Raw genomic sequence first — 26,625 nt, forward strand, 5'->3', positions numbered from 1 at the left:
AAATTTCGTCTACTCAAGCAACCATCTCAACACAATAATGGTAAAGGATGAGTAAACATTACAACCAATACCCCCACTTACATCGTAGCATTAAGTGGACCATAACCAATCAAATTAAAAACATGGATCGGAAAGAATTTTTGAGCCTACTGGGGCTAACAGTAGGTGGTGGCGTAGCTATTTCTTGTCTGGGCGGTTGCACCAAGGAAGACGGGGCTACCCCTGGAGGAAACACTGGTGGTAGTGGTGGTGGAAGTTTAGATTTCACCCTCGACCTCAATGCTGCAGAAAATGCTGTTTTGAACAACAACGGTGGCTTCCTGGTGAAAAATGGAGTGATCGTTGCCAGAACCACCGGAGGTGTGTACATTGCAGTAGCGGCAGCTTGTACTCACCAAGGCACCATTATTCAGTACCAAGGCAACAATTCACGGTTTTTCTGCCCCAATCACGGCTCCACCTTTTCAGAGTCGGGAAGTGTATTGAATGGGCCTGCTTCTTCAGATTTGAAGCAATATAAGACCGAACTGAGTGGAAAGAATTTACGAGTGTTTGCATAATATGCAACAAGAAACACGTAGAGTATTTTAGATTCCTAATCTGAGGTGACTCCTTTGGTGCCTTAGGATTCTTAGATGGTGAAAGAATAACTGTTATGCAAGTTTTTTCTTTTTCACCACCTAAGAATCCTAAGGCACCAAAGGAGTCACCTCAGCAATGACAAATAGCTTCAGGAAATCCATAAACCTTAAGCTGCCCAATTCTGAGCACCAATTGCCACATTCTCCCCCTTTGCCACCCGAATTGCCCCGTTGCTGTACTGCAAATCAATGCGGCCCATCAACAAACCTCCCCAACCAGCATGGTTGATCAGGACAGGTTTTCCGTCCAGGTTATTGACCACGATGGGTTCGGGTAAAAAAGTATGGGTGTGGCCACCAATGATGATGTCGATGTGCCGCGACTGAGGAGCCAGCTTTAAGTCCGAAATTTGTTCGTCCTTATAATGGTAGCCCAGGTGGGACAAACATATCACCAGGTTACAGGCGTGTTTTTCTTTCAATTCAACGGCTACTTGATTCGCTGTGGCCAAAGGATCGGTATAAACCAGGCCTTCTCGCAGCAGTTGAGGGATCGACCCTTCTGGATTCACCCCCAGCCCCATGATGCCGATGCGCTGCCCTGCTTTCTCAACGATGTGATAGGGTTTAACCAGTTTAACCAGAGGAGTATCCGCCAACTGATAATTTGCCGCAAGGGCAGGAATCGGGTTTTTGCTGAGTTGGCTGGATAAGTCTTGCATACCCCGATCAAAATCGTGGTTACCCAGGGCAAAAGCATCATAGCCCATCCCCTTCATCCAGGCCAACTCCTCCCCTTTTGAGTTGGAAGGGTTCAATACGTCTCCAGCATCGAGCAACAAAACATGAGCTTGTTCTTGCCGGATCTTTTGCACAAACTGTCTGGCCTGCTGGGCAAAAACATGATAAGCTGCCTTATTGCCTTCAAAACGACCGTGCAAGTCGTTGGTATGCAGGATGCTCAATGAAAAATCACCGGAAAAGTCCAACTGGGGAATTCCCGTACCCAAGGCAACGGCTCCGAGGCCGAATTGATGAATGAAGGTACGTCTTTGCATGGTTGAGGGTTTTATTCAAACAATGTTCTTTGCTGAGCTGGAGGTACAATTCCCAGGTGTCGATAGGCTTTTTCGGTAGCTTCCCGACCACGTGGCGTTCTTTGTAAAAAGCCTTCCATAATCAAAAACGGTTCGTGTACCTCTTCAATTGTGCCTGCTTCTTCACCAATTGCCGTTGCAATGGTAGAAATACCCACCGGGCCACCTTTGAATTTCTGAATGATGGTTGACAAAATTTTATTGTCCATTTCATCAAGGCCATATTCGTCCACATTCAGGGCTTCCAGAGCAATTTTGGCGATTTCCAGGGTAATCCTTCCATCCCCTTTGACCTGAGCAAAATCACGTACCCTTCGCAGCAACGCATTGGCGATGCGTGGTGTACCTCGGCTCCGACGAGCTATCTCAGTGGCGCCTTCATCCAGAATCTCCAGGCTAAGGATATTGGCCGAACGGTGGATGATTCGCTTCAGGGTTTCTACATCGTAATAATCCAGGTGGCAGTTGATGCCAAAACGCGCCCGCATTGGTGCCGTCAACAAACCCATTCGGGTGGTGGCACCTACGAGGGTGAAGGGGTTGAGTGTAATTTGGATACTCCTGGCATTGGGGCCGCTGTCGATCATGATGTCGATGCGGTAATCCTCCATGGCGGAGTACAGGTATTCTTCAACTACGGTATTGAGGCGGTGAATTTCGTCAATGAATAAAACATCTCCTTCGTTGAGGTTGGTCAGCAACCCGGCCAGGTCTCCCGGTTTTTCCAAAACAGGTCCTGAGCTCATTTTCAGGCCCGTTTCCAGTTCATTGGAAATGATGTGTGAAAGAGTAGTTTTGCCCAATCCCGGTGGGCCGTGCAGCAAAACGTGATCCAGGGCTTCTCCTCTCTGTTTGGCTGCCGTGATAAAAACCTTCAGGTTATCTACAATTCGGGGCTGTCCACTGAAGTCTTCCAGCGCCTTCGGACGCAACGCGCGCTCGATTTGCTGTTCATCCGTGCTAAACTGCTTGCCAGAAGCATCCAATATAGGATTTGCCATTTAAATATTGTTTTTAAATTTGCGCAGCAAAATTTGAGGCCAGCTCTGTTTCAAAGCTTTTTGGGCTCAAATATTGTTGCTAAAGACGTAAACCTTGCGTCTCTACATTTTTTCAGCATTGAAAATACAATAATACAACAATGAGTGGATCAAAAGTAACCATTGAAAATGGAAAATTAACGGTGCCAAACGATCCGATCATCCCTTTTATCGAAGGAGATGGTACTGGAGCCGATATTTGGGCGGCCTCAGTTCGCGTTTTGGATGCCGCAGTGGAAAAAGCGTACAATGGTACACGCAAAATTCATTGGAAGGAAGTGTTGGCTGGTGAAAAAGCCTTCAACCTTACTGGCAGCTGGCTTCCAGACGAAACGCTGCAAATTATTGACGAGTACCGCATCGCCATCAAAGGTCCTTTGACTACCCCGGTTGGTGGTGGTATCCGCTCTTTGAACGTTGCTTTGCGTCAGATGCTCGACCTGTATGCCTGCGTTCGTCCAGTGCATTATTTCAAGGGTGTTCCTAGCCCGGTGAAGGAGCCTGAACTGGTTGAAATGGTGATCTTCCGCGAAAATACCGAAGACATTTATGCGGGTATTGAATACCTTGCCGGGACGCCAGAGTTGGAAAAACTCAAAAAATTCCTGATTGAAGAAATGGGTGTTAAAGGGATCCGTTTCCCTGATACCGTTTCACTGGGGATTAAACCTGTTTCCCAGGAAGGAACCGAGCGCTTGGTTCGTTCGGCCATCGAATACACCATCGACAATAACTTGCCTTCATTGACCCTGGTTCACAAGGGCAACATCATGAAGTATACCGAAGGTAAGTTCAAGGACTGGGGTTATGCCTTGCTGGAGCGGGAGTATGGCGATAAGGTGTTTACCTGGGCTCAATACGACCGGATTGCTGCTGCCGATGGCAAAGCTGCTGCTGATAAAGCTCAAGCTGACGCATTGGCTGCTGGAAAAATCCTGATCAAGGACGCCATTGCCGATGCCTTCTTGCAACAAATCCTGCTGCGTCCTGCTGAATATTCAGTGATTGCTACCTTGAACCTGAATGGTGATTACATCTCCGATGCTCTGGCTGCGGAAGTAGGTGGTATCGGGATCGCCCCAGGTGCCAACATCAATTACCTCAGCGGCAAAGCCATTTTTGAAGCTACCCACGGTACTGCTCCGAAATACGCTGGCCAGGATAAGGTAAATCCAAGTTCGGTAATCTTGTCTGGTGAGATGATGTTCCGCTACATGGGTTGGAAAGAAGCTGCTGACCTGATCATCAAAGGCGTTGAGGGCGCCATCAGCAACAAACGTGTAACCTATGATTTCCACCGCCTGATGGAAGGAGCAACTTTGTTGAAGTGTTCTGAGTTTGGCGATGAGATTATTGCGAACATGTAAATTAGAGATGAATGATGAAAGAAGCTACCGCAGAGCCTTAGACAAGATTATCGTCAAAAACGCTGCGGTAGCCTCTCTCATCTTTCATCTCTCATCTCTATTCTTTATTCGCTCTTCACAAACTTCTTCGTTCCCGTTCCGTTCTCCGTAGTGACCTGCATCAGGTAGGTACCCGCTGGAAGTCCATCCACCGAAATCTGGAATTGATCCCGCTTCACGTTTGTGTATACTTTCTCCATGATTTGGCGACCTGCCATATCCATGATCCTTACATTGGCTTGTTTGGACACTTTGTTCAATGCCAATTGCAAGTAGATGTCTTCACGAGCCGGGTTAGGGCTAATCGCAAATTCATTGCTGATTGAAGGTATGTCCCGATCACTGGTAATCTTTAGTGGTCCAACGTTCATACGTACGACATATACATTTTCCAAACCGTAACCAGTTGGGCTATAGGTAACGGTGCCCAAATCTGAATCCAGTGCGGTAAAGCTGGCATAACGCGGTTTGTCGGCAGCAAAACCAGTCAACAACATTGGACGGCGATCGTAAGTATCGTTCAACAACAATTCAATGTCGGTATCATCACCGGTGAAATATTCAATCATCACCAAATAGGTAGTGGTATCTGCCAATTGAACTACTGGCTCACCTTGTTCAGGGAAAGGTACGGTAATCAGGCGAGCGCCTGTCTCAGTTCCTTTGATGTCATAAAAGTTATCAGCGATCAAATTGCGCTCTCCTGCTTCCACCAAGGCATTTCCGTTGCGGTCGTCCCAGGTATACAAACTCACCAACAGCGAAATTCCCTGAAGGTCTGCGCCATTGTTTACACCAAAAGAAACACTCCGCAAATAGTTGCCCTTTCCTTTGACAACGTAATAGCTGTTGCCATAAGCAGCCGAGTGTGGCTCGTTCACATCCCAGTTGTCACCGGGAAGGGTATAAAAAGTAGCGCCCAATTCTTTAGCGAAAGTGGTATCGGTAACACGGAAGAAGAAACCTTCCAGGTTGTCAAAACGGTCGTAATCAGTTGAATCAGCCGATGCCTGGTAAACCATGGCATAGGTTCCTTTTTTATTGGGAAGGAATTTTGCAGCAAAAATAGCTGTATCAATCTGGTTCGGTGCAATAGACGCCGAAGTTACCGAATCCCGGAAAATTCGGGCATTGGTGGTAGAGTCAATAGCGTTGATGTACAACTTCAAGTTCGATTGTGCATTGGCCCCGATGTTTTCAACTGCAGCACCAAAAGGAATGGTTTCAGCCTGTGAGACAGGTTGTTGTTGGTTGGGTGACAAGGCGTAAAACTGAGTCAAAGCAAGGTTGTTGGCTTCCCGCTTAACCAGCTTTACATCGTCGATGGCCCAGTGGTAATAATTGCCATCGTAACGGAACTTGATTTTGATACTATCCGCCGTTTCGCTGCCAATCAAGCGTACAGATTTATAGGGATCATCATTTTCTTCAAAAGGACGAATTTCTTCGTTGATTTGGGTAGAAATCCAGGATTTACCCCCATCTTTTGACCATTCCACAAAGTATTCAGAATCGTAAAAGTGGGTCAAGGACTGGTAAAAAGACACGTTCATCGCGCTTCCTTTGGTCACCTTGATGGTTGGGGAGATCAATTCTGCACTGTGTGGTGCGGGGCAAGGGCCTTGAGCAAAGTTGGTACAAGATGTTGCGCTTGCCAAATCCAAAGTGGCAGCGTTCATGATCATGGCTCCATTACACCGAGTTGGGGAAAAGAATACCAATTGACCTGGAGAGGCTACCAAACAAGGAGATGGAAAGGCGTTGGCAGGAATCCAGGACCAGGCAACTGCGGTGTTGGGTTTTCCGGAACAAGAAACCGTGTTGCTTTTCCATCCGTTCAAGCCGCCATCAAAATCGCCTTGTTTGGAGCTGTTGCCCCAAACCACCAACTTGGGGTCCACAAAATCAGGGGTATTTGACTTAATGGTTACTTTTACTGCACTACCAAGCAATGGCTTGATTTTGTTGGCAGTAGCCAAAGAAACCATAAAGCTTGGAATCGTAACCTGGTCGCCACCTGCTCCGGTAGCCATTGAAAAAATGACTGGTGTTGCAGCAGTGTTATTGAGTATGATTACTGCAATAGCGCCCTTTTTTTGGGCATTGAGTACCTTTTCTGAAAAATTACAAGTTCCTCGATCAATAACGGCGATTTTTCCAGTCAAATCGGTTACGATTGGGGAAGCCGTACAGCCCAGTGTTCCATTCGCTGCATCTTTAGCCTGGATCAACTCTCCAGTAACAGTACAGAAGCTGCGACCAAAAGTGGCCATTTCTGCTTGGTATTCGCCAGCGATTGCAGCAGGCTCAGTTACCGTCAGCACGTGGCTTTGGGCAGCAATTTGGGAAGTGAAGATCAGTAGGAACAATCCCGATAAAAGGGAATAGACTACTGAACAAGAGTGCGTAAAACTCCGCATATGCGAATATTTATTTAGGTGATGAAATGTAAACCAAAATTGGCATTGATCTGATGGATGAAAAGATTTGAATCAAATGTAACAACCCGAAAATTACAGTTATAATGTAAAAGATCAAATTCTAAGCGGTATTTTGTAGGAAGGGTTACAAAATACACAACCGAAGCATCTCTTCAAAGTCGCCTCATTCGCAAAACAACCCGATACTCTGCATCCTGGATGAAGCGAATTTCAGCCCCAATCCGCTGTGCCCTCATTTTCATGTTTTGGAGCCCATTGCCTGAACTTGCCTTTGGTGTAATTTCCGGAATAGGACCGTCATTGGCTATCTCCATTTCAAAAAAGCGGCCTTGATGCCCGAGGCGGATATTGACCTGACTGGCTTTGGCGTGTTTGGCTACATTGTTGATGGCCTCTTTAAAAATGTAGTACAAATCCTGGCGAATTTGAATGGGGATACCCGTTTTGAGGTCCAAATTTTTTAGGGTTACCTGGTATTGCACATTCAGGGGGCTCAACACATCGTTGGCATGCTCCTGCATCCGGAACAAGAGGTCTTCGATATGGTCTTTGCGGGAATCGATAGACCAGATCACGTCGTGCAAGCGAGACATGGCCTTGCGGGCAATTTCAGCAATTTTGTTCAATTTACCAGCATCAACACTATTGGTGCCAAGGTGTTGCAACACTTCAGCCTGCATGGCAATTCCTGCCAGCAGCCCACTCACTTCATCGTGAATGTCCGCTGCGATTTTGGTGCGCAGGCGTTCGATTTTTAATTTGTGCACCAATCGGGAACGCAAAGCGTAATACACCCCCACCCCCAGTGCCAATGCGAGTAAAGCCCAAAACCACCAATATTTATAAACGTAGGTGAAGACCCGTACCTCCAGGACTAAACTTTGGGACCAATTTCCCCGGGGATCTGCACCCTGGATGCGCAAGCGGTATCGACCAGCTGGTAATTGATTGTACTTGATCTGATTGAGCCCTCCCAGGTCTACCCAATCAGGGTCTAGTCCTTCCAATTTATAGCGGTATTTGATTTTATCCACGTTCCAGTACACGGGAAGGGTGAATTCTAGTTCCAGGTCTTGTTCATAAGCACGAAGTTCCAGGTACCGCAGTTGTTGTAAATCGTGGGTGATGTTTGATAAAGTATCTTCTACCCAATTGTATTTGCTTACTCTGGTGAGGCTAACCTGAGGTATGGTATCTCTGCGCAATAGTCGTTCTGGTCGAAAAGCATTTACCCCGTTGATGGTGCCGAAGTACAGGATATTGTCTTCGTCTCTGAAGAAGGAATAGCGGGTAAAGGAGCTGTGTGAAAAGCCGTCCAGATCGTAAAAATTGGTAAAGGTCCCTCCTTTTCTGTCAAAACAGGACAAGCCGTTATGGGTACTGATCCATAAATTGCCCAAATGATCCTCCAGAATGCCGGAGATGGTATTGCTGGCCAGACCTTCTTTTTGTGTGTAATACTTGGATTTCAGGGTTTTAGGATCAAACCGAATCAAGCCTTGGGAAGAGCCTAGCCATAAAATCCCCTGCTTATCTTCGTATACACAGTAAATCAATTGGGAGCCCAATTGAGTGCGATCAAGATAAGTTTCAAAATGGTTATCCCTCAGGGTCTTGCCAGCTACAATTTTGTACAATCCTTTATTGGTGGCGATCCAAAAGGTGTTGTTTTTGCTGCTGGTGATGTAATACGGAAAAATATTATTGAGTGGAGCGGGATCTTCCTGGGTCGCAAACTGGCGAAATTCAGCGGTTTCTCGATTAAAAATCAACAATTTATAGTCACCATTGGGGTATTCCGTCAACAACCAGAATTGCCCATCAGCATCCACTGTAAAGACCCGAAATCGAGCAGGGTAACGGTAAATGGTTGCCCTCTTTGTACTGAGGTTGTAACGAATCAAGAGGCCTTTATCCCTTCCTTGACATGCGATACCCCAAAGGTAGTTGGGTTCCTGGTATTTCAGGTCAAAGCAACAATTAAAACGTAGTACTGTGTCTGTTTTTTCCTCGATGATGCGCAAAGTGTCCATCCCTTTTTGCAAGTCATTTTTGTTCAGACTGTACCAAAAGCTATTTTCATTTGCGAAAAAAATATTGCCGCGTCGGTCACTGGCCATACCCCGCAGAATCCGCCCAAAATCATCTTCGGCAATGTTCTTTTGGAGGTATTGTTGAACAATGCCCTGGTTATTCTTAAAAACTTTCAATCCGGTATCAACGCCAAAGAAGAGGGTGCCATAAAAATCATCACTGTACACATCGATGATTTGTTTGCTGACACTAGTGAATTTGCTAAAATCTTCGACCCGTCCATTTTTCTGAATACAATACAATTTTTTCGTGATCGGGAACCTAAGATTACCATCCGTTTCGGAAACGAGGACATTCCCTTTTTTGTCTTGCCACCACAGCGAAAATTCACCATCTTCAGGCAGGCCATTCACCGCTTTAAAGGTTTTTTTCTGTGAATTGTACTTAAATAGGTAATGATTGCGGGCAAAAGCCAACCATACCTGGCCGCTGCGATCCCGTTTCAGGATAGAAATTCGTTCGTTGAACACATTAGCGGGTAGCGTAGCTCCTTCAAAATCAAACTGCTTAAACTGCTTGATCAATCCTTGCCTGGAGACCAGGTTTAAAACACCATCTTTATTGTTTCCAAAAATCCATGCGTTTTTCCCCACTTTGATGGCATCAAACAATTGGTCATTGGGTTCACCTGAAAAATCAGACTTGACTTCCACAATTCGAATAAATCGATTCCGTACTATATCAAATTCATACAAGGCATACATTTTATGGGTATCCGTTTGGTAACGCGTAATTACCAACACGTTTCCGTCTTCATCTGCTCGAATACCCTGCACTTGTTCATTGGACCTAATCCCACTTTTTTTAAGGAGAATGGTTTTTCTACGGAAATTTTTATAATCAATTAAATCGAAAAGTTCATTGTTGCGCAAATAGACAACCAACAGCAAACTGTCTTGTAACAAGCGAATAGCCTGGACATGATGGTCAGATATGGAGTAGCGATTATTGGGATTGGTGTTGAATGTCAGAAACTTATAGCCATCAAAGCGTTGCAAACCATGTGCAGTACCAATCCAAAGCAAACCAGAGGGATCTTTTTGTAAAGAAGTAATTGTCCAATCAGCCAACCCATCACGCAAGGAAAAATACCGAAAAGGAATATCTCCCTGTTGTGCATTGAGCGTCAGGCTCAAACACAGGAACATCAGGAGGCTGAATCTTTGTACAGGTAGTTGGCAATAAAATTTAAACATGAAGTTTCCACGATAATTCAGGCCGTAAAATAGGCTGAATTTTCACTTTTTTGAAAAAATAATATTAACTCACTGAGTTTTGATTTGGTTCAAAGTCATTAAAGACGTTTATCCAATATCATTGAAACCAATTCACCTCGACTGTTGATTTGTAGTTTTTTGTAGATTTTTTTGATGTGGTCTCGAACAGTTTCCAGCGTAATATCGCAAGTAGCGGCTATCATTTTGTAACTCTTCCCATCCATCAAGCCTTGCAAAATTTCCTTTTGCCGTTCCGTCAATTCTACATCCGGGTTGTTCACCCTTTGCCGGAAGCGGAAAAAATTGACTACGTGCCTGGCGATTGATGGTGACATAAATGAGCCTCCGGCAGCTACCGTATTGATGGCTTCCTGAACCATCAACAAAGGTGACCTTTTGGACAAATAGCCCACGGCTCCTCTGCGCAAGGCTTCGAAGACATGTTCCTCTTCTTCGTAGGAGGTCAGCATAATGATGTCCAGATTGGCATGTTTTTTTTGAATCAAATGGATACCTTCCAAACCAGACATTCCGGGAAGGTTGATGTCTAGCAGGAGGATTTGCGGAGCAATTTTCTGTTGAAGCGCCAAAAAGGCTTCAACAGATTCAGCTACGGAGTGGATTTCGAAGTCGGCTTGGGCGCCCAAAAAGTCGGCTAAACTTTCGCGTACTGTTTCCTCATCTTCAATGATGCTTAGGTGAATTCGGGCCATTAGATTTGATGTGTTTCACTAGTGATTATTCGATTTTAAACAAAGAAAAGTAAAAAAAAATTGTAAACCTGCCTAAAACTTCTTCGAAAAGATAACTTTGCAGGCAACATTGTTATTCTACCAATGATAATTTGGAAAAAAGTCCTATTTGAACTTTTTTTTCAGGTGATATTCAAACTTACAATCATTATTTTCGAAAATACACATGGGTATGTTAAAGTCAAAAATTGCTGGAATTGGGTATTATGTCCCAGAACACGTGGTAACCAACCAAGACCTGACCCGAGTCATGGATACAACGGACGAATGGATTCAGGAGAGAACAGGTATTCAGGAGCGGCGTTACGGCAAAAAATTTGAAGAAACCCCCACAACCATGGCCGTTCATGCTGCCAAAATTGCCATTGAACGTGCTGGAATCCAGAAAGAAGACATCGACTTTATCATTTTTGCTACCCTGAGCCCCGATTATTATTTCCCTGGCTGTGGGGTATTGCTACAAAGAGAATTGGGCATTACCAAAACCGAAATTGGCGCTTTGGACATTCGCAATCAATGCTCCGGATTTGTATATGGCCTATCCGTAGCTGATCAGTTTGTCAAAACGGGTATGTACAAAAATGTACTCCTGGTAGGTGCCGAAATGCACTCCATGGGCCTGGATTATTCCACCCGTGGCCGCAACGTTACGGTTATTTTTGGAGATGGCGCAGGAGCAGTTGTCCTGCAACCCACTGAGGAAGAAAATAGAGGAGTGCTCACCACCCATTTGCATTCCGATGGCACTTATGCTGAAAAACTGGCCCTCATTAGCCCAGGTTCACACGGTGCTTATCATTTCAACAAGATGGCGATCGAGACTGACTTCGGTTTCCCGGATGTTGAATTTGGTGAAGTCTTTGTCAATCAAACCATGATCGACAATGCCTATACTTATCCAGTGATGGAAGGGCAATTTGTGTTCAAAATGGCGGTACAGAAGTTTCCTGAAGTCATCATGGAAGCCCTGGCCAAAACGGGACTCAAACCCAGTGACATCAATATGCTCATCCCCCATCAGGCCAACCTGCGCATCAGTCAATTTGTGCAGGGCAAACTTGGCTTGAGCGATGATCAGGTGTGGAACAACATCCAACGTTACGGCAACACCACTGCTGCTTCTATCCCCATCGCTCTGTGCGAGGCATGGGAAGCAGGTAAGGTAAAAGATGGCGACCTGGTGTGTTTGGCAGCTTTTGGTAGCGGCTTCACCTGGGGCTCGGCTTTGATTCGTTGGTAATTGACTAATCTGCTGATGGGGTAATGTCATCAACTGTTACAAAAATTACCACTATATTTGTGCAGCTAGCACATTAGCCCATTAGCAAATCAAGCGCATGATTAACCCAAGTACCATAGCCCTTCGGGCACGGATCGATGAAGCCGTAAAAGACCTGCATGAACTGACCATTCGCATCAACCACAATGATTTGGCCAAAACGGTAAGCGACCTGCGCAACCGCATCAATGACCCCTTCATGTTTGTAATCGTGGGAGAAGTAAAAGCGGGCAAAAGCAGCTTTATCAATGCCCTATTGCAAACCGAACGAGAGATCACCAAGGTGGCTCCTCAACCGATGACGGATACCATTCAGCAAATCGTGTATGGCGAAAAAGAGGAGGTCATCGTCATCAATCCCTACCTGAAAAAAATCCTGATCCCGGTCGATATCCTCAAGGAAGTAGCCATTGTAGATACACCAGGCACCAATACCATCGTGGAGCACCACCAGGAGATCACCGAGTCTTTCATACCCGCCTCAGACCTGATCGTTTTTGTTTTTGAAGCCAAAAACCCTTACCGCCAATCGGCCTGGGATTTTTTCAAGTTCATCCACGAAGACTGGCGCAAAAAGATCATCTTTGTTTTGCAACAAAAAGACCTGATGTCTCCTGAAGACCTGGAAGTCAACATTAAGGGAGTACACGATTACGCCGAAAAACAGGGCATCAACAATCCGCTCATTTTTGCTACTTCGGCCAAGCTGGAAAAAGATGGCAACAAAATCGATAGTGGCTTCATCCCCGTTCGCCATTACATCCTGGAAAACATTACCGGGGGAAAAGCGCCTGTGCTCAAGCTGGGCAATAGCGTCAGCACTTGCTTGCGCATCAACGACAGCATTCGGGAAGGCCTGGATTTGCGCCAAAGCCAGTGGGAAGCAGACATGGAGTTCCGCAAAGACATCAAAAACACCCTCGATAACCAGGAAGTAAAGTCCTACAAACAAGTTGACCAACTGGTAGAAAATATCCTGGCTGGTTATGACCGCACCACTCAGGCCAAAGAGCAGGAGTTGCGCGATGGTTTGTCTTTCTTTTCGCTGGTCCGTCGTTCCATCTCCTCCATTTTTACCAAAAAAACTTCCGCGAAAGAATGGCTGGAAACCCTGGCTAGGGACCTGGAGCAAAGCCTGAATACCACACTAAGGGAAAAACTACACGATGGCATCAACGATCTGGCCGATAATGTGCAACAAATGGCCAAGCTGATTGACCTAAAAATCCATACCAGCAAAAATTTGCTCCAAAACGACCACGAGATATTCAGCGCCATTGCCGAACGCAGGCACAACATCTTTCGGGAGTTACAGGAAAAATTTGAAGACTTTATCAAAAAGAGCGAAAGTTTTACGGATCAAAGTTTGTTTCCAGATAAAACCCCGCTGCCCGGTTCCTTTGCCACAGGTAGTGGAATCGCAGTCATTGGTTTGATCCTGGCAGCCATCACCCAAGGGGCAGTTTTTGACATCACGGGTGGGGTACTCACTACAATTGGTATCCTTTTCGCCGGCTTCGCCACAAGTGGAAAGCGCCGCAAAATCATTGAGGGCTTTTTGCATGAAATCACTAAGGGCCGTGAAAAAATCGAAGTTGACGTAACTGCTCAATTGAAACAATACATCAAACGCCTCAAAGAACGCATCGATAGCAATTTTGACCCTTTTGACCTGATGCTTGATAAGGAAAAAGAACAACTTGCCCTGCTCAATCAGGAACAGGCGGTGGTCAGCAATCAATTTGGGACCCTGGATGTTGAAATCAAAACCCTCCTATCAACAATGTAGCAGCAAGAGCGATTATTTGAAATTCGTAAGTTTTGGTTTGAAATTCGTTCGGTGTTGCCCGATCAAAGCCTGTCCTTTGTGCTTGAAATAATCAAATCACAAAGGGATGAATTTGTCCAAATCTACTACATCAATTCAAAAAATCGGATTGTTAGTGGCCATGTTATGCATGGCTCAGTTTGCCTCAGCGCAAAGCCAGGACAGTACCAAACATGTTTTAAACTTCATGGGGGCGGCCAGTGTAACCAATAATGGTTTTTCCTTTATTCCTTCGTTCTCCTTGGGGAAACCCGCTGCCATCTTGAACTTCAATGTCAATGGAGGAAAAAGATTCAGTTTTGAACCCGAATTCCGCTTTGATTTAGAGGGCGCAAGGCCTTGGTCTTTCATCTTTATTTGGCGGTATAAATTGATAAATGCGGAACGGTTCAAACTCACCATTGGCACCCACCTGCCTGCGCTCAATTTCAGAACGGTGCCCGTGATCAAAAACGGAGTAGCATTGGATGTCATTCAAACCCAGCGTTTTTTCCCTGTGCTTGAAGTGGCGCCGAATTATGCCCTGAATAAAAGCATCAGCATCGGCGCTTTTTACCTCTATGGCCACAGTCCGGAAGTAGACGCGACCAAAAACACGCACTTTGTTTCCTTACGTTCCAATTTTTCCAACGTTAAGTTGTCGAAGCAGCTCTTCATGCGTTTGAACCCACAGGTTTTTTACCTGAAAAGTGGTGATAAAGATGGATTTTACGCCGCAGCCAATTTGACCCTGGCCAAGAAGAACTTTCCATTCTCCCTTTCAACGATGATGAACAAGGCCCTGAAAACGGAGATCGCTGGAAAAGATTTCAACTGGAACCTTAGTTTGGGGTATACATTTGGAAGTAGTTACACCAGGCCTTAAATTTGATCATCTCGGTATTGATTGAAATTTGCAAATAAAACATCATGGACAAACCCGAAAGCCTTGCTGATTTTTACCAACGGAAGCTCAATTGGATGCCCGAACAAATTCGCAATGAAATTGGGCATTTCAATGTATTTCGCCTGGAACCCTTCACAGGCGATAATGCGAAACCTGTGCCCTACAAGCGACGCGATTTTTACAAAATCACGCTGGTGGTGGGCAACAGTAAGGTCCATTATGCGGATAAAGTGGTGGAGGTCCAAAAACAGGCCTTGTCTTTTTCCAACCCCCAAATCCCCTACAAGTGGGAACATTTGGACAATATCCGCAGCGGGGCATTTTGTATTTTCAACCACCATTTTTTCCACCAATTTGGCAATTTGAACCAATACGAGGTGTTTCAACCCAACGGGAACCACATCTTCGAGTTGAGCGATGAGCAGGCTGCCCGCATTGCGCCAGTTTATGATCGCATGTTCGAAGAGATTGCTTCGGAGTACATCCACAAGTACGACGTGCTGCGCAATCTGGTATTTGAGCTGCTGCATTTTGCCATGAAATTGCAGCCCAGCACCGTGTTTGACAAACAACAGATCAACGCTTCCCAACGCATTGCCACCTTGTTCCTGGAGTTGTTGGAACGCCAATTCCCCATCGACGACAACCACCAACACATACAGCTGCGTTCGGCTTCCGATTTTGCTGGGCAACTCAATATCCACGTCAACCACCTGAACAAAGCTGTTAAAGAAAGTATGCAAAAAACAACCTCTCAACTCATTGCCGAGCGGGTTTTGCAGGAATCCAAAATCCTGCTCAAACACAGCAACTGGAACGTGGGAGAGATCGCCTACGCCCTGGGTTTTACGGAAGTAACCCACTTTAATAACTTCTTCAAAAAACACGTTCAGCAAAGTCCTACCAAATTCAGGAATGCGTGATTTTCGTAAGTTTTGTTTTGTTTTTCGTTAGTGCACAGGTAATGCCATTCTTAGTTTTGTAGTAACTATTTAGCAGCCGCCTGCGGCGGCTTTTTTATTTTATACCACGAAGACACTAAGGCACAAAGACATTAAGCGCTTAAATGTTGTGTCTTTGTGTCTTAGTGTCTTCGTGGTGAAAAATCCCGCCGCAGGCGGCTGCTAAATAGTTACGTTTTGTAAATGTTTAAGCCATTCTTTAAAACAAATCAATCATGCATAAGCGCAAACTTGGAAATAAGGGCTTGGAAGTGTCTGCCATCGGCCTGGGCTGTATGGGTATGAGTTTTGGTTATGGCCCTGCTGGCGATAAAAAAGAAATGATAGCGGTGATTCGCGCCGCCGTAGAGCAAGGCATCACCTTTTTTGACACCGCCGAAGTGTACGGGCCCTACACCAACGAAGAACTGGTAGGTGAAGCCCTCGAACCCTTCAAAGGACAGGTGGTCATTGCCACCAAATTTGGCTTCAAATTCCAGGATGGAAGGATGGCTGGACTCAATAGCCATCCCGAGAACATCAGGCAGGTAGCCGAAGCCTCTCTGAAAAGATTGCGGGTGGAGGTGCTGGACCTGTTCTATCAGCATCGGGTTGACCCCAATGTTCCCATTGAGGATGTTGCCGGAACAGTAAAAGACCTGATCCAGGAAGGTAAGGTCAAACACTTCGGCATGTCGGAGGCTGGCGCCCAGACAATCCGCCGGGCCCATGCCGTACAACCACTTACCGCATTACAAAGTGAATACTCGCTTTGGACTCGTCAGCACGAAAAGGAAATCATCCCAACCATTGAGGAACTGGGTATAGGTTTGGTGGCTTATAGCCCATTGGGTAAAGGTTACCTGACGGGAAAAATTGACGAAAACACCCAATTTGCCGAAGGTGACATCCGCAACGTTCTACCGCGCTATACCGAAGAAGCGCGTGTTGCCAATAAAGCTTTGCTGGATTTGATCCAGCTATTTGCCGCAAGAAGAAACGCTACTCCAGCTCAAATCGCCCTAGCCTGGGTACTGGCTCAAAAACCCTGGATTGTGCCCATTCCCGGCACCACCAAACTTCATCGTTTGACCGAAAACAATGGAGCTGCTGCAATTGAGCTAAGCGGTGAAGAACTGCAGGAAATGGAACTTGCTTCAGCACAAATCAAAGTGGTGGGCACCCGCTACACGGAACAAATGGAGCGTTCAACGGGTCTTTGATCTGGTGAAATAAATCAATTGGTCACTCAACAACAAAGGCGTTAAGCGGGAAATCCACTTAACGCCTTCGCATTTTCGGAACAAGTTCAAGTTATTACTTCACGATAAAACGCTGAGCATTATCGTTGAACTTGATGATGTAAATACCTGCATCCAATCCGTTTAAGGAAGCACGGTCGGCTTTGAAACCATGACGCAACAAACGGCCATTAAGGTCAAAGATACCATAAGCTTCAACCTGACGACCAAAGTACAAGTCACTATTGGCTGAAACAGGGTTAGGATAAACCGGGTGAGCAGCAGTAATTGCACGATTGATCTCCCGCAATGAAGTTACCAAAGCACTCAAAATAGGGTTATCCTTAAAGTTGGCACCCGACAAAGCAGGAGAACCAGTCACTGGCTTGAAGTCAGGAGTGGTAGAAGATGCCAATGGATTGATCAATACCGTACCTGTAGTGAAAGCAACAGGGTCGATGTTATTGGCCAGGGGACCAGTTTGACGCACCCAATTGTTCAGCGCCGCCAGTTTTTGGCTGGCTCTTGCATTTCTCGCAATTTCCAACAAACCATTAGAAGTGGAATCCGCAGGGGCTTGAGCGGCGGCGGTGTTGACGATCAAGTTATTGGTAAAGAAAGTCTGGTGTGTTTTTTGATCCACCGGAGTACTTGGGGTAACCAAGGCCAAAGCCGGTGCATAGTTGGTGTTGCGGATCACGCTATCACCATCGATCATCAAAAAGTTACGGTAACCCATGAAGATCGAGTTGGTAATGCGCAATGCAGAGTTGCGACGGATCCGTGCACCACGGCGGAAAGCAGCTCTCTGAACCGTACTCAATGCGCTGTAAGTAGAGCCAACGGCAACTGGGCCAACCATGGTATAGTTGGAAAAAAGCGCGCTGGTGATAGGGCGTACGTTTGCAGTACCTTGACCTTCATTGTCACTTTCAAAACCTTCAGAAGTTGAAGAACCGGAAGGAGCAGCATAAGTACCGTCGTAATTGTCCAGATCACGAATGGCAATACCAAATTGGTTCAAACCGCTGTAACCAAAATCGGTGTCAAAGTCATCGTCCGTGCCTTTAAAAGCAATCAGGCGTTTGCTATTCACCGTTCCGCCAAACCATTCAAAAGAATCGTCGTTTGAAAAAGAAACCTGAATGTTGTTTACTTGGGTAGCAGAACCAACCGAACCAAAAGTCAAACCATTGATCTCACGGTTGATTTCAAAAGCCAAACCGCCAAATTCCAGGCGCAGGTAACGAAGAATTCCAGAATTGTCGTTGTTGTCATTGCCACCATGGAAGGCCAATTGGTTGTCAAAAGCTACGTTGTTAAATCCTTCAACCTGAACATTGGTTCCTTGGTTGTTTACAGCTTTACCAGAAATAATAATTCCGCCCCAATCTCCACGATCACGGCTTCCTGCAGCTTTAGCAGAAGTAATCACTACAGGTGCAGCAGCAGTACCATTGACTTCAATTTGTCCTCCACGTTCTACCACGATAGATGCGTAGTTTTTAGGGCTAGCATTCAAGTCAGCCTGAGCACGAATCACCGTACCTGCAGGAATAACCAGTTTGCCACCACTTTTAACCACGACAAAGCCTTTCAACAAATACACCTTGGATGCATCCAGGGTCAAAGTATTGGTGACCACTAATTCTCCACGAACAGGCAGGCTAGTCAGCATACCATTCAGCGTAGTGGTATCGGTAGGAACAGGGTAAGCAGTGGTTTTCGGATTCCAGTTGGTCCAACCAGTTGTCCAGTCTTTTGCCGGATCAGCAGAAAGTGCCCCAACATAATCGGTTTCCTCCAATTTGAAGGCAGTTTGTGCAACCGGAGTAACTAAAGTCAAATCCTTCAAAATCGGGTTATCTAAAAAGTTGGCCCCCATTAGAGCAGGAGAACCATCTACAGGCTTGAAATCAGGACTTGTAGAAGCAGCCAAGGGGTTCACCAATAAAGTACCAGCCGTAAATGGAACAGGATTGATGTTGTTGGCAAGGCTTCCGGATGCTTTTAACCAGGTATCCAAAGCCGCCAATTTCAATCCGGATTTTGAGTTTCTGGCTACTTCTAACAAACCATTAGAAGTAGAATCTGCGGGAGCCTGAGCAGCCGCACTGTTGACAATCAGGTTATTGGCAAAGAAAAGTTGGTGGCTTTTTTGATCTACTGGAGTACTTGGAGTAACCAATGCCAAAGCAGCGGGGAAGTTGGTGTTGCGTACGCAGCTGTCACCGTCGATCATCAAGAAGTTGCGGTACCCCATGAAGATCGAGTTGGTAATGCGCAAGGCTGAGTTGCGGCGGATTCGGGCACCACGGCGGAAAGCAGCTCTCTGAACCGTGCTCAATGCGCTATAAGTAGAACCAACTGGAACTGGCCCAACCATGGTATAATTGGAAAAAATGGCGCTAGTGATAGGCCTAACGTTTGCAGTACCCTGACCTTCATTGTCACTTTCGAATCCTTCTGAGGTTGAAGAACCAGAGGCAGCCGCATAAGTGCCATCATAGTAGTCCGCATCACGAATGGCAATACCAAATTGGTTCAAACCACTGTATCCAAAATCAGTATCAAAATCATCGTCTGTAGTCTTGAACGCGATTAGGTACTTGCTATTTACTGTTCCACCAAACCATTCAAAAGAATCGTCGTTTGAAAAAGAAACTTGGATATTGCTCACTTGAGTAGCAGAACCAACCGAGCCAAAAGTCAGACCATTGATTTCACGATTGATTTCAAAAGCCAAACCGCCAAATTCCAGGCGCAGGTAACGCAGGAAACCGGAGTTATCACTGTTGTCAGTTCCACCATGGAGTGCCAATTGGTTGTCAAAAGCCACATTATTAAAGCCTTCTACCTGGACGTTGTTTCCCTGGTTGTTCACTGCTCTGCCGGATATAACGATTCCGCCCCAGTCACCACGATCACGGCTTCCAGCAGCTTTTGCAGAAGTAATCACCACAGGTGCGGCAGCAGTACCATTCACTTCGATTTGTCCACCACGTTCTATTACGATAGAAGCGTAGTTTTTAGGGCTAGCATTCAAGTCAGCCTGGGCACGAATCACCGTGCCAGCAGGAATAACCAGTTTGCCACCACTCTTTACCACTACAAAGCCTTTCAACAAATAGACCTTGGATGCATCCAGGGTCAAAGTATTGGTAACCACCAATTCTCCACGAACAGGCAGGCTAGTCAGCATACCATTCAGTGTAGTAGTGTCGGTGGGGCTTGGGTAAACGGTAGTTTTGGGATCCCAGTTGGTCCAACCAGTCGTCCAGTCTTTTGATGGATCACCAGAAAGAGCTCCAACATAGCTGGTTTGTTCGAATTTAAAATTGGATTGTGCTGCCAGAAATGACGTGCTGCAAGCAGCCAACACAAGCAACAAAATTTGTAGATTCTTCTTCATTATGATTGGATTTAAAACTTGGGTCAAAGTTCGTTCGGCAAGATTAAACCAGCGTTAATCTTGTATTGCGAATTTGTTAACCTTACCAGAATTTTGGAAAAAAATAGTGCAGAAACAAAAATAGCCAACTGGAATTCAGACACTTGACTCCAGTTGGCTATTGTACTACCAATTACTAGATTAGAACGTATAGCTGAGGTTTAAAGCAATGGTACTGCCATTGGTGAACTGGAACATCCTGCGGTCAGATTCGTTGAAATCTTTGCTGTTGTCCACATCTTGATAGTAAACCAAATTTTTGCGCAATAAGTCCCCTGCGGTAAGTTTTGCATTCAATTTGCCAATATTCTTACCTACTTGTACATCAATAACTGTACGAGGTTGCTCGTAAATATCCTGACGGGTATCTCCAAACTGTGGATCAACTCCAACAAAAGCGATCCGACGACCTACGCGGTTTAATACTGCACTGGCAAACCAGCCATTTTCCTGGTTTTCATACTGCAAGCCAGCATTGATGACATAAGGTGATTGCCCCTGCAATGGACGGCCTTGTTTGGCATTTGAACCTTCTTCGAAAGTAAGTTGGGATTTAATCAAAGCCAGATTGGAGAAGAAAACCATATCGTGAAAGAAACCACCATCACCCTTGCCATCTAGAAAATCAAGGTTCTTTCTTACCTCAAATTCCAATCCATAAATATTGGCTGATTTTTCATTTTGATAAGTAAAGGTGGTGAAAGGTTGAGTGATGTCGATGCTCAACTCGATAGGATTTTGAATGGACTTATAAAAGCCACCCACCGATATAACCTGACTGCCCGAAGGATAAATTTCCAAACGCAGGTCGTAGTTGTTCAATGTAGCAATTTTCAAGTCCTTGTTACCCTTGATCTCTGCATTGCGATCAAATACATAGAATGCAAACGGTGCCAACTCGCGGAATTCAGGACGATTGACTGAACTGTAATAAGCAGCACGGATATTGGCTTTTTCAGTCAAAGAGTAAGAAAGGTTAGCAGAAGGTAACCACACATTTTGCCCCAATTTGGCAACATCTGTATTCACTTTTTGATTGGTTACATCAATATCAATACTTTCGAAGCGCAAACCGTACACTGCCCGCAATTTTTCGGCAATCTTTTGGTCAGCCATACCATAAACAGCAGTAAGATTAGACTTTCCGGTGTAGTATGCCAGGTCATTGGATGTTTTCTCCAATAAGTACAACTTGTCACCTGCAATCGCACTTGGCCCTAAATCAATGGCTGGGTTTTGAGTATTTGACGCAGATATACCGTTATAAACAAAGTTGCGGCTCTCAAACTCGCGGTTGCGATTTTGGATAAAACCACCCAATTTGAGCTCCGTTTTGATTTTTGTTTTACCTTTTAAAGACTTGGCCAATTCCACAGTAGCGCCACTAACATTTTCACTCAAATTGGAGAAAAATCGGCCAGAACTGGTGTTGAAAAAATCTCCAGGGGCAATGTAGTAATTTTCTGGTTCGGAGGCAGGGTCAACATTGGAGTAGTTGACGATTCGGTAATCGGGAATATTTCTGGAAATCTTGGAATAATTGACAGATGCGCTTACGGTGAAATCGTTGTCACCAAATACCCGTTTGAAGGATAAAATGGAATTAGACAGGCCATTGTAATTAATGATGCTGGCAAAGTTGCGCACCAGTACATTGTCAGAAATGTTACCCACGCCAGTACGCCGAATCGTGTTGTTGTCCTGATTAACATTTAACAAGTTGCGGAAGTTAATCTGTGTTTTACCCGCAACGTAATTAATGTTCAACAAGCCGCCAGTGCTGATGTTTTGCTGGTAAATCTGATCTTTGAAATTTGATACCTGACCAGAGCCATCAAAAGTGTTGATGATCCCATCTGAAAAACGGCGAGTATTGGCGTAGTTAAGCGCAAAAATAACCCCCAGTTTACGGGTATTACTGAATTTGATTGGAAAACCCAATGAGTAAGAAAAACGTCCGTTAGGAGCTGCTGAAAGAGTTTCATTGGACCAATCATTATTAAAATTCTGGGAAATTCCAGCAAATTGCTGTTTCTGGGCATTGTTGGGAAAAAGGGCACTCGACCTCAGTCCATTTTCATCGAAATTGGGGATGTCGCGCTTGCTGCTGATGAAGTTCAGACCTTCCCCGCTGTACCGTTTGAACTGGAAGAAGTCCTTGAAAGTAGTAAGAGAATGGGTTTGAGCACCAATCGAGATAGATTGGGTGAGTTTTGTAGGTACTGATTTGGTATTAATTTTGATGACACCCCCACCAAAATCACCAACCAAATCAGGAGTACCTGCTTTGATAATCTGCAAATTGTCCAGCAAGGTAGCTGGAACAACATCGAATGCAAAGGCCTTGCGGTCGGCTTCAGTAGATGGCAGAAGTGCGCCATCCAGGTAACCTGCATTATAGCGGTCATTCATGCCCCGAATGATGGCAAATTTTCCATCCTGGATCGAGGCACCCGTTACGCGCTTGAGTACATCCGAAGTGGTACGGTCAGGCGTTTTGCGGATTGCATCGGCTGAAATCCCATCCGAAACCTGAGGTGAGTTTTTACGTTCAGTTAACAAGGCCAAAGCGCTTGATTTTTCAACTGTAGCAACTACGACCACTTCTTCCAGCGCACTGACTGATTCTTGCATGGTCACATTCAGGTTCGTTACCTCACCCGATTTTGCAACCACCTGTACTTTTTCATTCTGGTAGGATACATAGCTGCATACCAGAATAAAAGTACCGGGGTTTAGTTCCAGGGTAAAATTTCCTTCGATATCGGTAACCGTGCCGTTATCTGTACCTTCAACCATAACTGTAGCTCCGATCAAAGCTTCTCCCGAAGCTTTGTCGATGATTTTTCCCGCGATGGTTCCTGGTTTATTTTGAGCGGTGAGGTTGCTGAGAAATCCTAAAAGGAGGATAGCGCAAAAAACAATTTTTGACAAAGAAAGACTGTAGCTGAATCTCATGTAAAAGCGTGCTTTAATTCGAGTGCAAAGTAACGGCAAGTAAAACTGGCATGCCTTAAGAGTGGAATTAAGTTTGATTTAACTTTGTGTAAACTCTAGGTAAATTATCCGGCTACTGTGTTAACTTTTTTAAAACTCTCTCTCTTGGGCCAATCTCATTTTTTTTATCACTGACTTTCAGCTACTTAATATCATGTAGTAAAGTAATTTTCACCACAGGCTAACTATCCTTAAGCGAATTGTCGTATCTTTACGACCCGTAACAACCAAAGTGAAAAGTGAAAAGCGAAAAGTGAAAAGCAAGGATTATAAATCTTGCCTAATCTTTTCGCTTTTCACTTTTCGCTATTCATTTTTCACTGATTATGACCAAGTACATTTTTGTTACGGGCGGTGTAACCTCTTCCTTAGGCAAGGGGATCATCTCAGCTTCGTTGGCCAAGCTGCTTCAAGCCAGAGGCTTCTCAGTAACCATCCAAAAATTTGATCCTTACATCAATGTCGATCCCGGCACCCTCAATCCTTATGAGCACGGCGAGTGTTACGTAACGGACGACGGTGCAGAAACCGACCTGGACTTAGGACATTACGAACGTTTTTTGAATGTTCCAACTTCGCAATCCAATAACGTGACCACTGGCCGGGTTTACCAAACCGTAATCGAAAGAGAACGGCAAGGTGGTTACCTCGGTAAAACTGTACAGGTCGTTCCACACATTACCGACGAGATCAAGCGGCGCATGCAGGTTTTGGGCACTACCGGGCAGTTCGAAATTGTGATCACCGAGCTGGGCGGTACGGTTGGCGACATCGAGTCCCTACCCTACCTGGAATCCTTGCGGCAACTGCGTTGGGATCTGGGTGCCGACAATTGTCTGGTCATCCACCTGACTTTGATCCCTTATCTGAATGCAGCCAAGGAGCTCAAAACCAAGCCGACCCAACACTCGGTAAAGGAACTGCTCAATACCGGAATCCAACCAGATATCCTCGTTTGCCGCACCGAGCACCCGATCAACATGGACATTCGGCGCAAATTGGCGCTGTTCTGTAACGTAGATGTTAACTCGGTAATCGAAGCCATGGATGCCGATACTATCTACGATGTTCCACTCTTGATGTTGGAAGAACGACTTGACTCAACGGTATTGACCAAACTGCGTCTGCCCGACCGCCGTGAGCCCGACCTTACGCGTTGGAAGAGTTTTTTGAGCAAGCTCAAAAAGCCAAAATCGGAGGTCAGAATTGGCTTGGTGGGTAAATACAACGAGTTACAGGATGCCTATAAATCCATCCACGAGTCCTTCGTACACGCTGGCGCAGCTAATGAATGTAAGGTAAGAGTGGTGCCGATTCACTCTGAACAACTGGAAGGAGATCCTGTCGAAATCGAGCAAAAACTGGCTGGCTTGCATGGCGTACTCGTTGCACCAGGCTTTGGTGAAAGGGGCATCAATGGCAAAATTGCTGCCATCAAATACGTGCGGGAAAACAACATTCCATTCTTTGGCATTTGCCTGGGCATGCAATGTGCCGTGGTGGAATTTGCGCAACATGTATTGGGCCTGGAACACGCCGCCTCTACTGAGGTCTCCCCCAACGGCCCAGATCCAGTGATCAACATGATGGAGGAACAGAAAAAAATCACCAATAAAGGTGGAACCATGCGCTTGGGGGCTTTTGAATGTGAACTTAAGCGCAAATCCAAAGCGGCACAGGCCTACGGAACTACCAAAATTAGCGAACGCCACCGTCACCGCTACGAATACAACAACGACTACCGAGACCGCATAGAACAAGCGGGTTTGCTGGCCACTGGCATCAATCCTACCACTAATCTGGTTGAGATTGTGGAGTTAAAAGACCACCCCTGGTTTGTCGGGGTACAGTTTCACCCGGAATTAAAAAGTACGGTTGAAAACCCACATCCGCTGTTTGTGCAGTTCATCAAAGCCGCAATGGCTTTTCAAAAAGGGCATGAAAAAAGTAAAGTCCTTACTCCAGCCTAAAGAATGGTCTAGAACGGGGGCGATTCTTTTAGGCATCGCTCCCGTTTTTATCACCATCGCTGTATGGCTCCTCTCCTGTCGCCATCCTTTTTTTTGGGATACCATCCAATTGGCCTCCCGTCAAGCCCAATGGTATTACGATCAGCATTTCAAATACCTGTTGTTGCCTGACGTCATTGACAGTGGGCATCCAAGCGGTTTCGGGATGTACCTGGCGCTTTGCTGGCAGGGCTTTGGACAATCGCTGCTGGTGAGTCATTTGGCAGTCTTCCCTTTTGTCATTTTAACATTGTTGGGATTATTTCGACTGAGTAAAAATTTTGATAGTTATTTAATTTGGGTATTTCCCTTGCTGGTTGGCATCGATTCGGTATTTCTGGGTCAAATCTCACTGGTCAGTCCTGATGTAGCCTTATTTGCCTTTTTCATTTGGGGTTTGGTGGGGGTTCTGGAAAAACGCTCTGGCTTATTATTGTTTTGTTCCATTGTTTTGGCCATCATTAGTTTGCGTGGCATGATGGCAGTATTGGCACTTTATCTTTTTCAGGTGGTAAATGGTCAAGATGGGGGCTGGCGTAGACTTGGTCATTGGTTGCGCAGCACACTTCCTTTTATCCCGGCAGGCTTATTGGCTCTGGCTTTTTTAGGGTACCATGCCTGGGCAAAATCCTGGGTTGGGTTCCATTCCGATTCCCCCTGGCGGGAGAGTTTTACGGTAGTTGGATTTAAAGGAATGCTAAAAAATGGAGTGGTATTGGCTTGGCGAATTGCCGATTACGGGCGAGTGTTTTTGGTTTTGGCAATTCTAGGTTTGGCTTTCAAACAATTAAAGACTTTAAAATCAAACACCTTTTTTCCCCTGGTTTTGATCACTTCGCTCATTCAGGTCCCGCATTTTTTGTTGTTCCAGGGGGTGAGTGCGCACCGGTATTTGTTGCCTTTTTACCTGGCTTTACACCTGTTCTTTTGCTCATTGCTGGAACAAAGTCAAGTCAAAAGCAAAACCAAATCGATTATCCTTGGGCTTGTCCTATTTGGCCTGGCTAGTGGAAATTTTTGGATATACCCTCCAGGAATCGCTCAAGGTTGGGATAGTACACCTGCGCATTGGCCACATTTTGCTTTGCGAAAGGAAGTGATCGAGTATTTAGATCAGCATGACATCCCATTGGATAAGGTAGGGGCGACCTTCCCGGAAATTGGGCCTTTGCATTGGCGAGATCTAAATGGCAGACAGGATGGTTTTAGCCCCTTAAATTTGTCCCAAAATGAATATGTCTATTTCTCCAGTGTGATGAATGATTTTTCGGATGAAGACCGGAAATTGCTTTTTGAAAAATGGACTCCGGTTTTGACTTTGAAAAAAGCAGGTTTGAAGACTATTTTATTTAAAAAACCATAAGC

Annotated in this window: 16 protein-coding genes; 9 read left to right on the forward strand and 7 right to left on the reverse strand. The window is 45.5% G+C overall.

What is annotated here, in order from left to right; translation table 11 throughout:
- The first annotated feature begins 122 nt into the window (after positions 1–122).
- Complete coding sequence (locus ACO08K_RS27445; protein WP_421799695.1) at positions 123–560, forward strand: ubiquinol-cytochrome c reductase iron-sulfur subunit; 438 nt, start codon at positions 123–125, stop codon at positions 558–560.
- A 188-nt stretch (positions 561–748) separates the two neighbouring features.
- Here ACO08K_RS27445 and ACO08K_RS27450 read toward each other — a convergent pair whose 3' ends face one another.
- Together ACO08K_RS27450 and ruvB are read right to left on the reverse strand one after the other, a co-directional pair.
- Positions 749–1,639 (reverse strand): bifunctional metallophosphatase/5'-nucleotidase, encoded by an 891-nt coding sequence (locus ACO08K_RS27450; RefSeq protein WP_421799696.1) that lies wholly within the window; start codon positions 1,637–1,639, stop codon positions 749–751.
- 11 nt (positions 1,640–1,650) lie between these two features.
- Positions 1,651–2,679 (reverse strand): Holliday junction branch migration DNA helicase RuvB, encoded by a 1,029-nt coding sequence (ruvB, locus tag ACO08K_RS27455; RefSeq protein WP_320031312.1) that lies wholly within the window; start codon positions 2,677–2,679, stop codon positions 1,651–1,653.
- Between the two features lie 140 nt (positions 2,680–2,819).
- Between ruvB and icd the strand changes: the two genes are divergently transcribed.
- Positions 2,820–4,085: an NADP-dependent isocitrate dehydrogenase gene (gene icd / locus ACO08K_RS27460; RefSeq protein ID WP_421799697.1), complete on the forward strand. Its 1,266-nt coding sequence runs from the start codon at positions 2,820–2,822 to the stop codon at positions 4,083–4,085.
- 104 nt (positions 4,086–4,189) lie between these two features.
- On the opposite strand, the gene ACO08K_RS27465 is transcribed toward icd, so the two are convergent.
- From ACO08K_RS27465 to ACO08K_RS27475, 3 genes are all read right to left on the reverse strand, one after another.
- Entirely contained in the window at positions 4,190–6,544 is a 2,355-nt protein-coding gene (locus tag ACO08K_RS27465) for a PA domain-containing protein (protein WP_421799698.1), read from the reverse strand.
- A 173-nt stretch (positions 6,545–6,717) separates the two neighbouring features.
- Positions 6,718–9,855 carry a ligand-binding sensor domain-containing protein gene (locus ACO08K_RS27470; protein WP_421799699.1) on the reverse strand — a complete coding sequence of 1,046 codons (3,138 nt, stop codon included), beginning with the start codon at positions 9,853–9,855 and terminating at the stop codon, positions 6,718–6,720.
- Between the two features lie 98 nt (positions 9,856–9,953).
- On the reverse strand, positions 9,954–10,589 hold the full coding sequence (locus tag ACO08K_RS27475) for a response regulator (protein WP_421799700.1): 636 nt from the start codon (positions 10,587–10,589) through the stop codon (positions 9,954–9,956).
- A 211-nt stretch (positions 10,590–10,800) separates the two neighbouring features.
- Between ACO08K_RS27475 and ACO08K_RS27480 the strand changes: the two genes are divergently transcribed.
- The 5 genes from ACO08K_RS27480 to ACO08K_RS27500 all read left to right on the forward strand — a co-directional run bounded on the left by ACO08K_RS27480 (position 10,801) and on the right by ACO08K_RS27500 (position 16,785).
- The gene (locus ACO08K_RS27480; protein ID WP_421799701.1) at positions 10,801–11,868 is read left to right on the forward strand and encodes a 3-oxoacyl-ACP synthase III family protein; all 1,068 of its coding nucleotides are present in this window, start codon (positions 10,801–10,803) and stop codon (positions 11,866–11,868) included.
- Positions 11,869–11,965: 97 nt separating this feature from the next.
- Positions 11,966–13,696 carry a dynamin family protein gene (locus tag ACO08K_RS27485; RefSeq protein ID WP_421799702.1) on the forward strand — a complete coding sequence of 577 codons (1,731 nt, stop codon included), beginning with the start codon at positions 11,966–11,968 and terminating at the stop codon, positions 13,694–13,696.
- A 106-nt stretch (positions 13,697–13,802) separates the two neighbouring features.
- Positions 13,803–14,600 (forward strand): hypothetical protein, encoded by a 798-nt coding sequence (locus ACO08K_RS27490; RefSeq protein ID WP_421799703.1) that lies wholly within the window; start codon positions 13,803–13,805, stop codon positions 14,598–14,600.
- 44 nt (positions 14,601–14,644) lie between these two features.
- The gene (locus tag ACO08K_RS27495) at positions 14,645–15,544 is read left to right on the forward strand and encodes a helix-turn-helix domain-containing protein (RefSeq protein WP_421799704.1); all 900 of its coding nucleotides are present in this window, start codon (positions 14,645–14,647) and stop codon (positions 15,542–15,544) included.
- 254 nt (positions 15,545–15,798) lie between these two features.
- Positions 15,799–16,785 carry an aldo/keto reductase gene (locus ACO08K_RS27500; RefSeq protein WP_421799705.1) on the forward strand — a complete coding sequence of 329 codons (987 nt, stop codon included), beginning with the start codon at positions 15,799–15,801 and terminating at the stop codon, positions 16,783–16,785.
- A gap of 94 nt (positions 16,786–16,879) precedes the next feature.
- On the opposite strand, the gene ACO08K_RS27505 is transcribed toward ACO08K_RS27500, so the two are convergent.
- Together ACO08K_RS27505 and ACO08K_RS27510 are read right to left on the reverse strand one after the other, a co-directional pair.
- Entirely contained in the window at positions 16,880–20,215 is a 3,336-nt protein-coding gene (locus tag ACO08K_RS27505; protein ID WP_421799706.1) for a T9SS type A sorting domain-containing protein, read from the reverse strand.
- Between the two features lie 180 nt (positions 20,216–20,395).
- Positions 20,396–23,212: a TonB-dependent receptor domain-containing protein gene (locus ACO08K_RS27510; RefSeq protein ID WP_421799707.1), complete on the reverse strand. Its 2,817-nt coding sequence runs from the start codon at positions 23,210–23,212 to the stop codon at positions 20,396–20,398.
- 359 nt (positions 23,213–23,571) lie between these two features.
- Between ACO08K_RS27510 and ACO08K_RS27515 the strand changes: the two genes are divergently transcribed.
- Complete coding sequence (locus ACO08K_RS27515; RefSeq protein ID WP_421800583.1) at positions 23,572–25,221, forward strand: CTP synthase; 1,650 nt, start codon at positions 23,572–23,574, stop codon at positions 25,219–25,221.
- Positions 25,190–26,623 carry a hypothetical protein gene (locus ACO08K_RS27520; protein ID WP_421799708.1) on the forward strand — a complete coding sequence of 478 codons (1,434 nt, stop codon included), beginning with the start codon at positions 25,190–25,192 and terminating at the stop codon, positions 26,621–26,623. The genes ACO08K_RS27515 and ACO08K_RS27520 overlap by 32 nt, the downstream gene beginning before the upstream one ends.
- The last annotated feature ends 2 nt before the right edge of the window (positions 26,624–26,625 follow it).

The organism is Haliscomenobacter sp. (assembly GCF_965225875.1).
GTDB lineage: Bacteria > Bacteroidota > Bacteroidia > Chitinophagales > Saprospiraceae > Haliscomenobacter.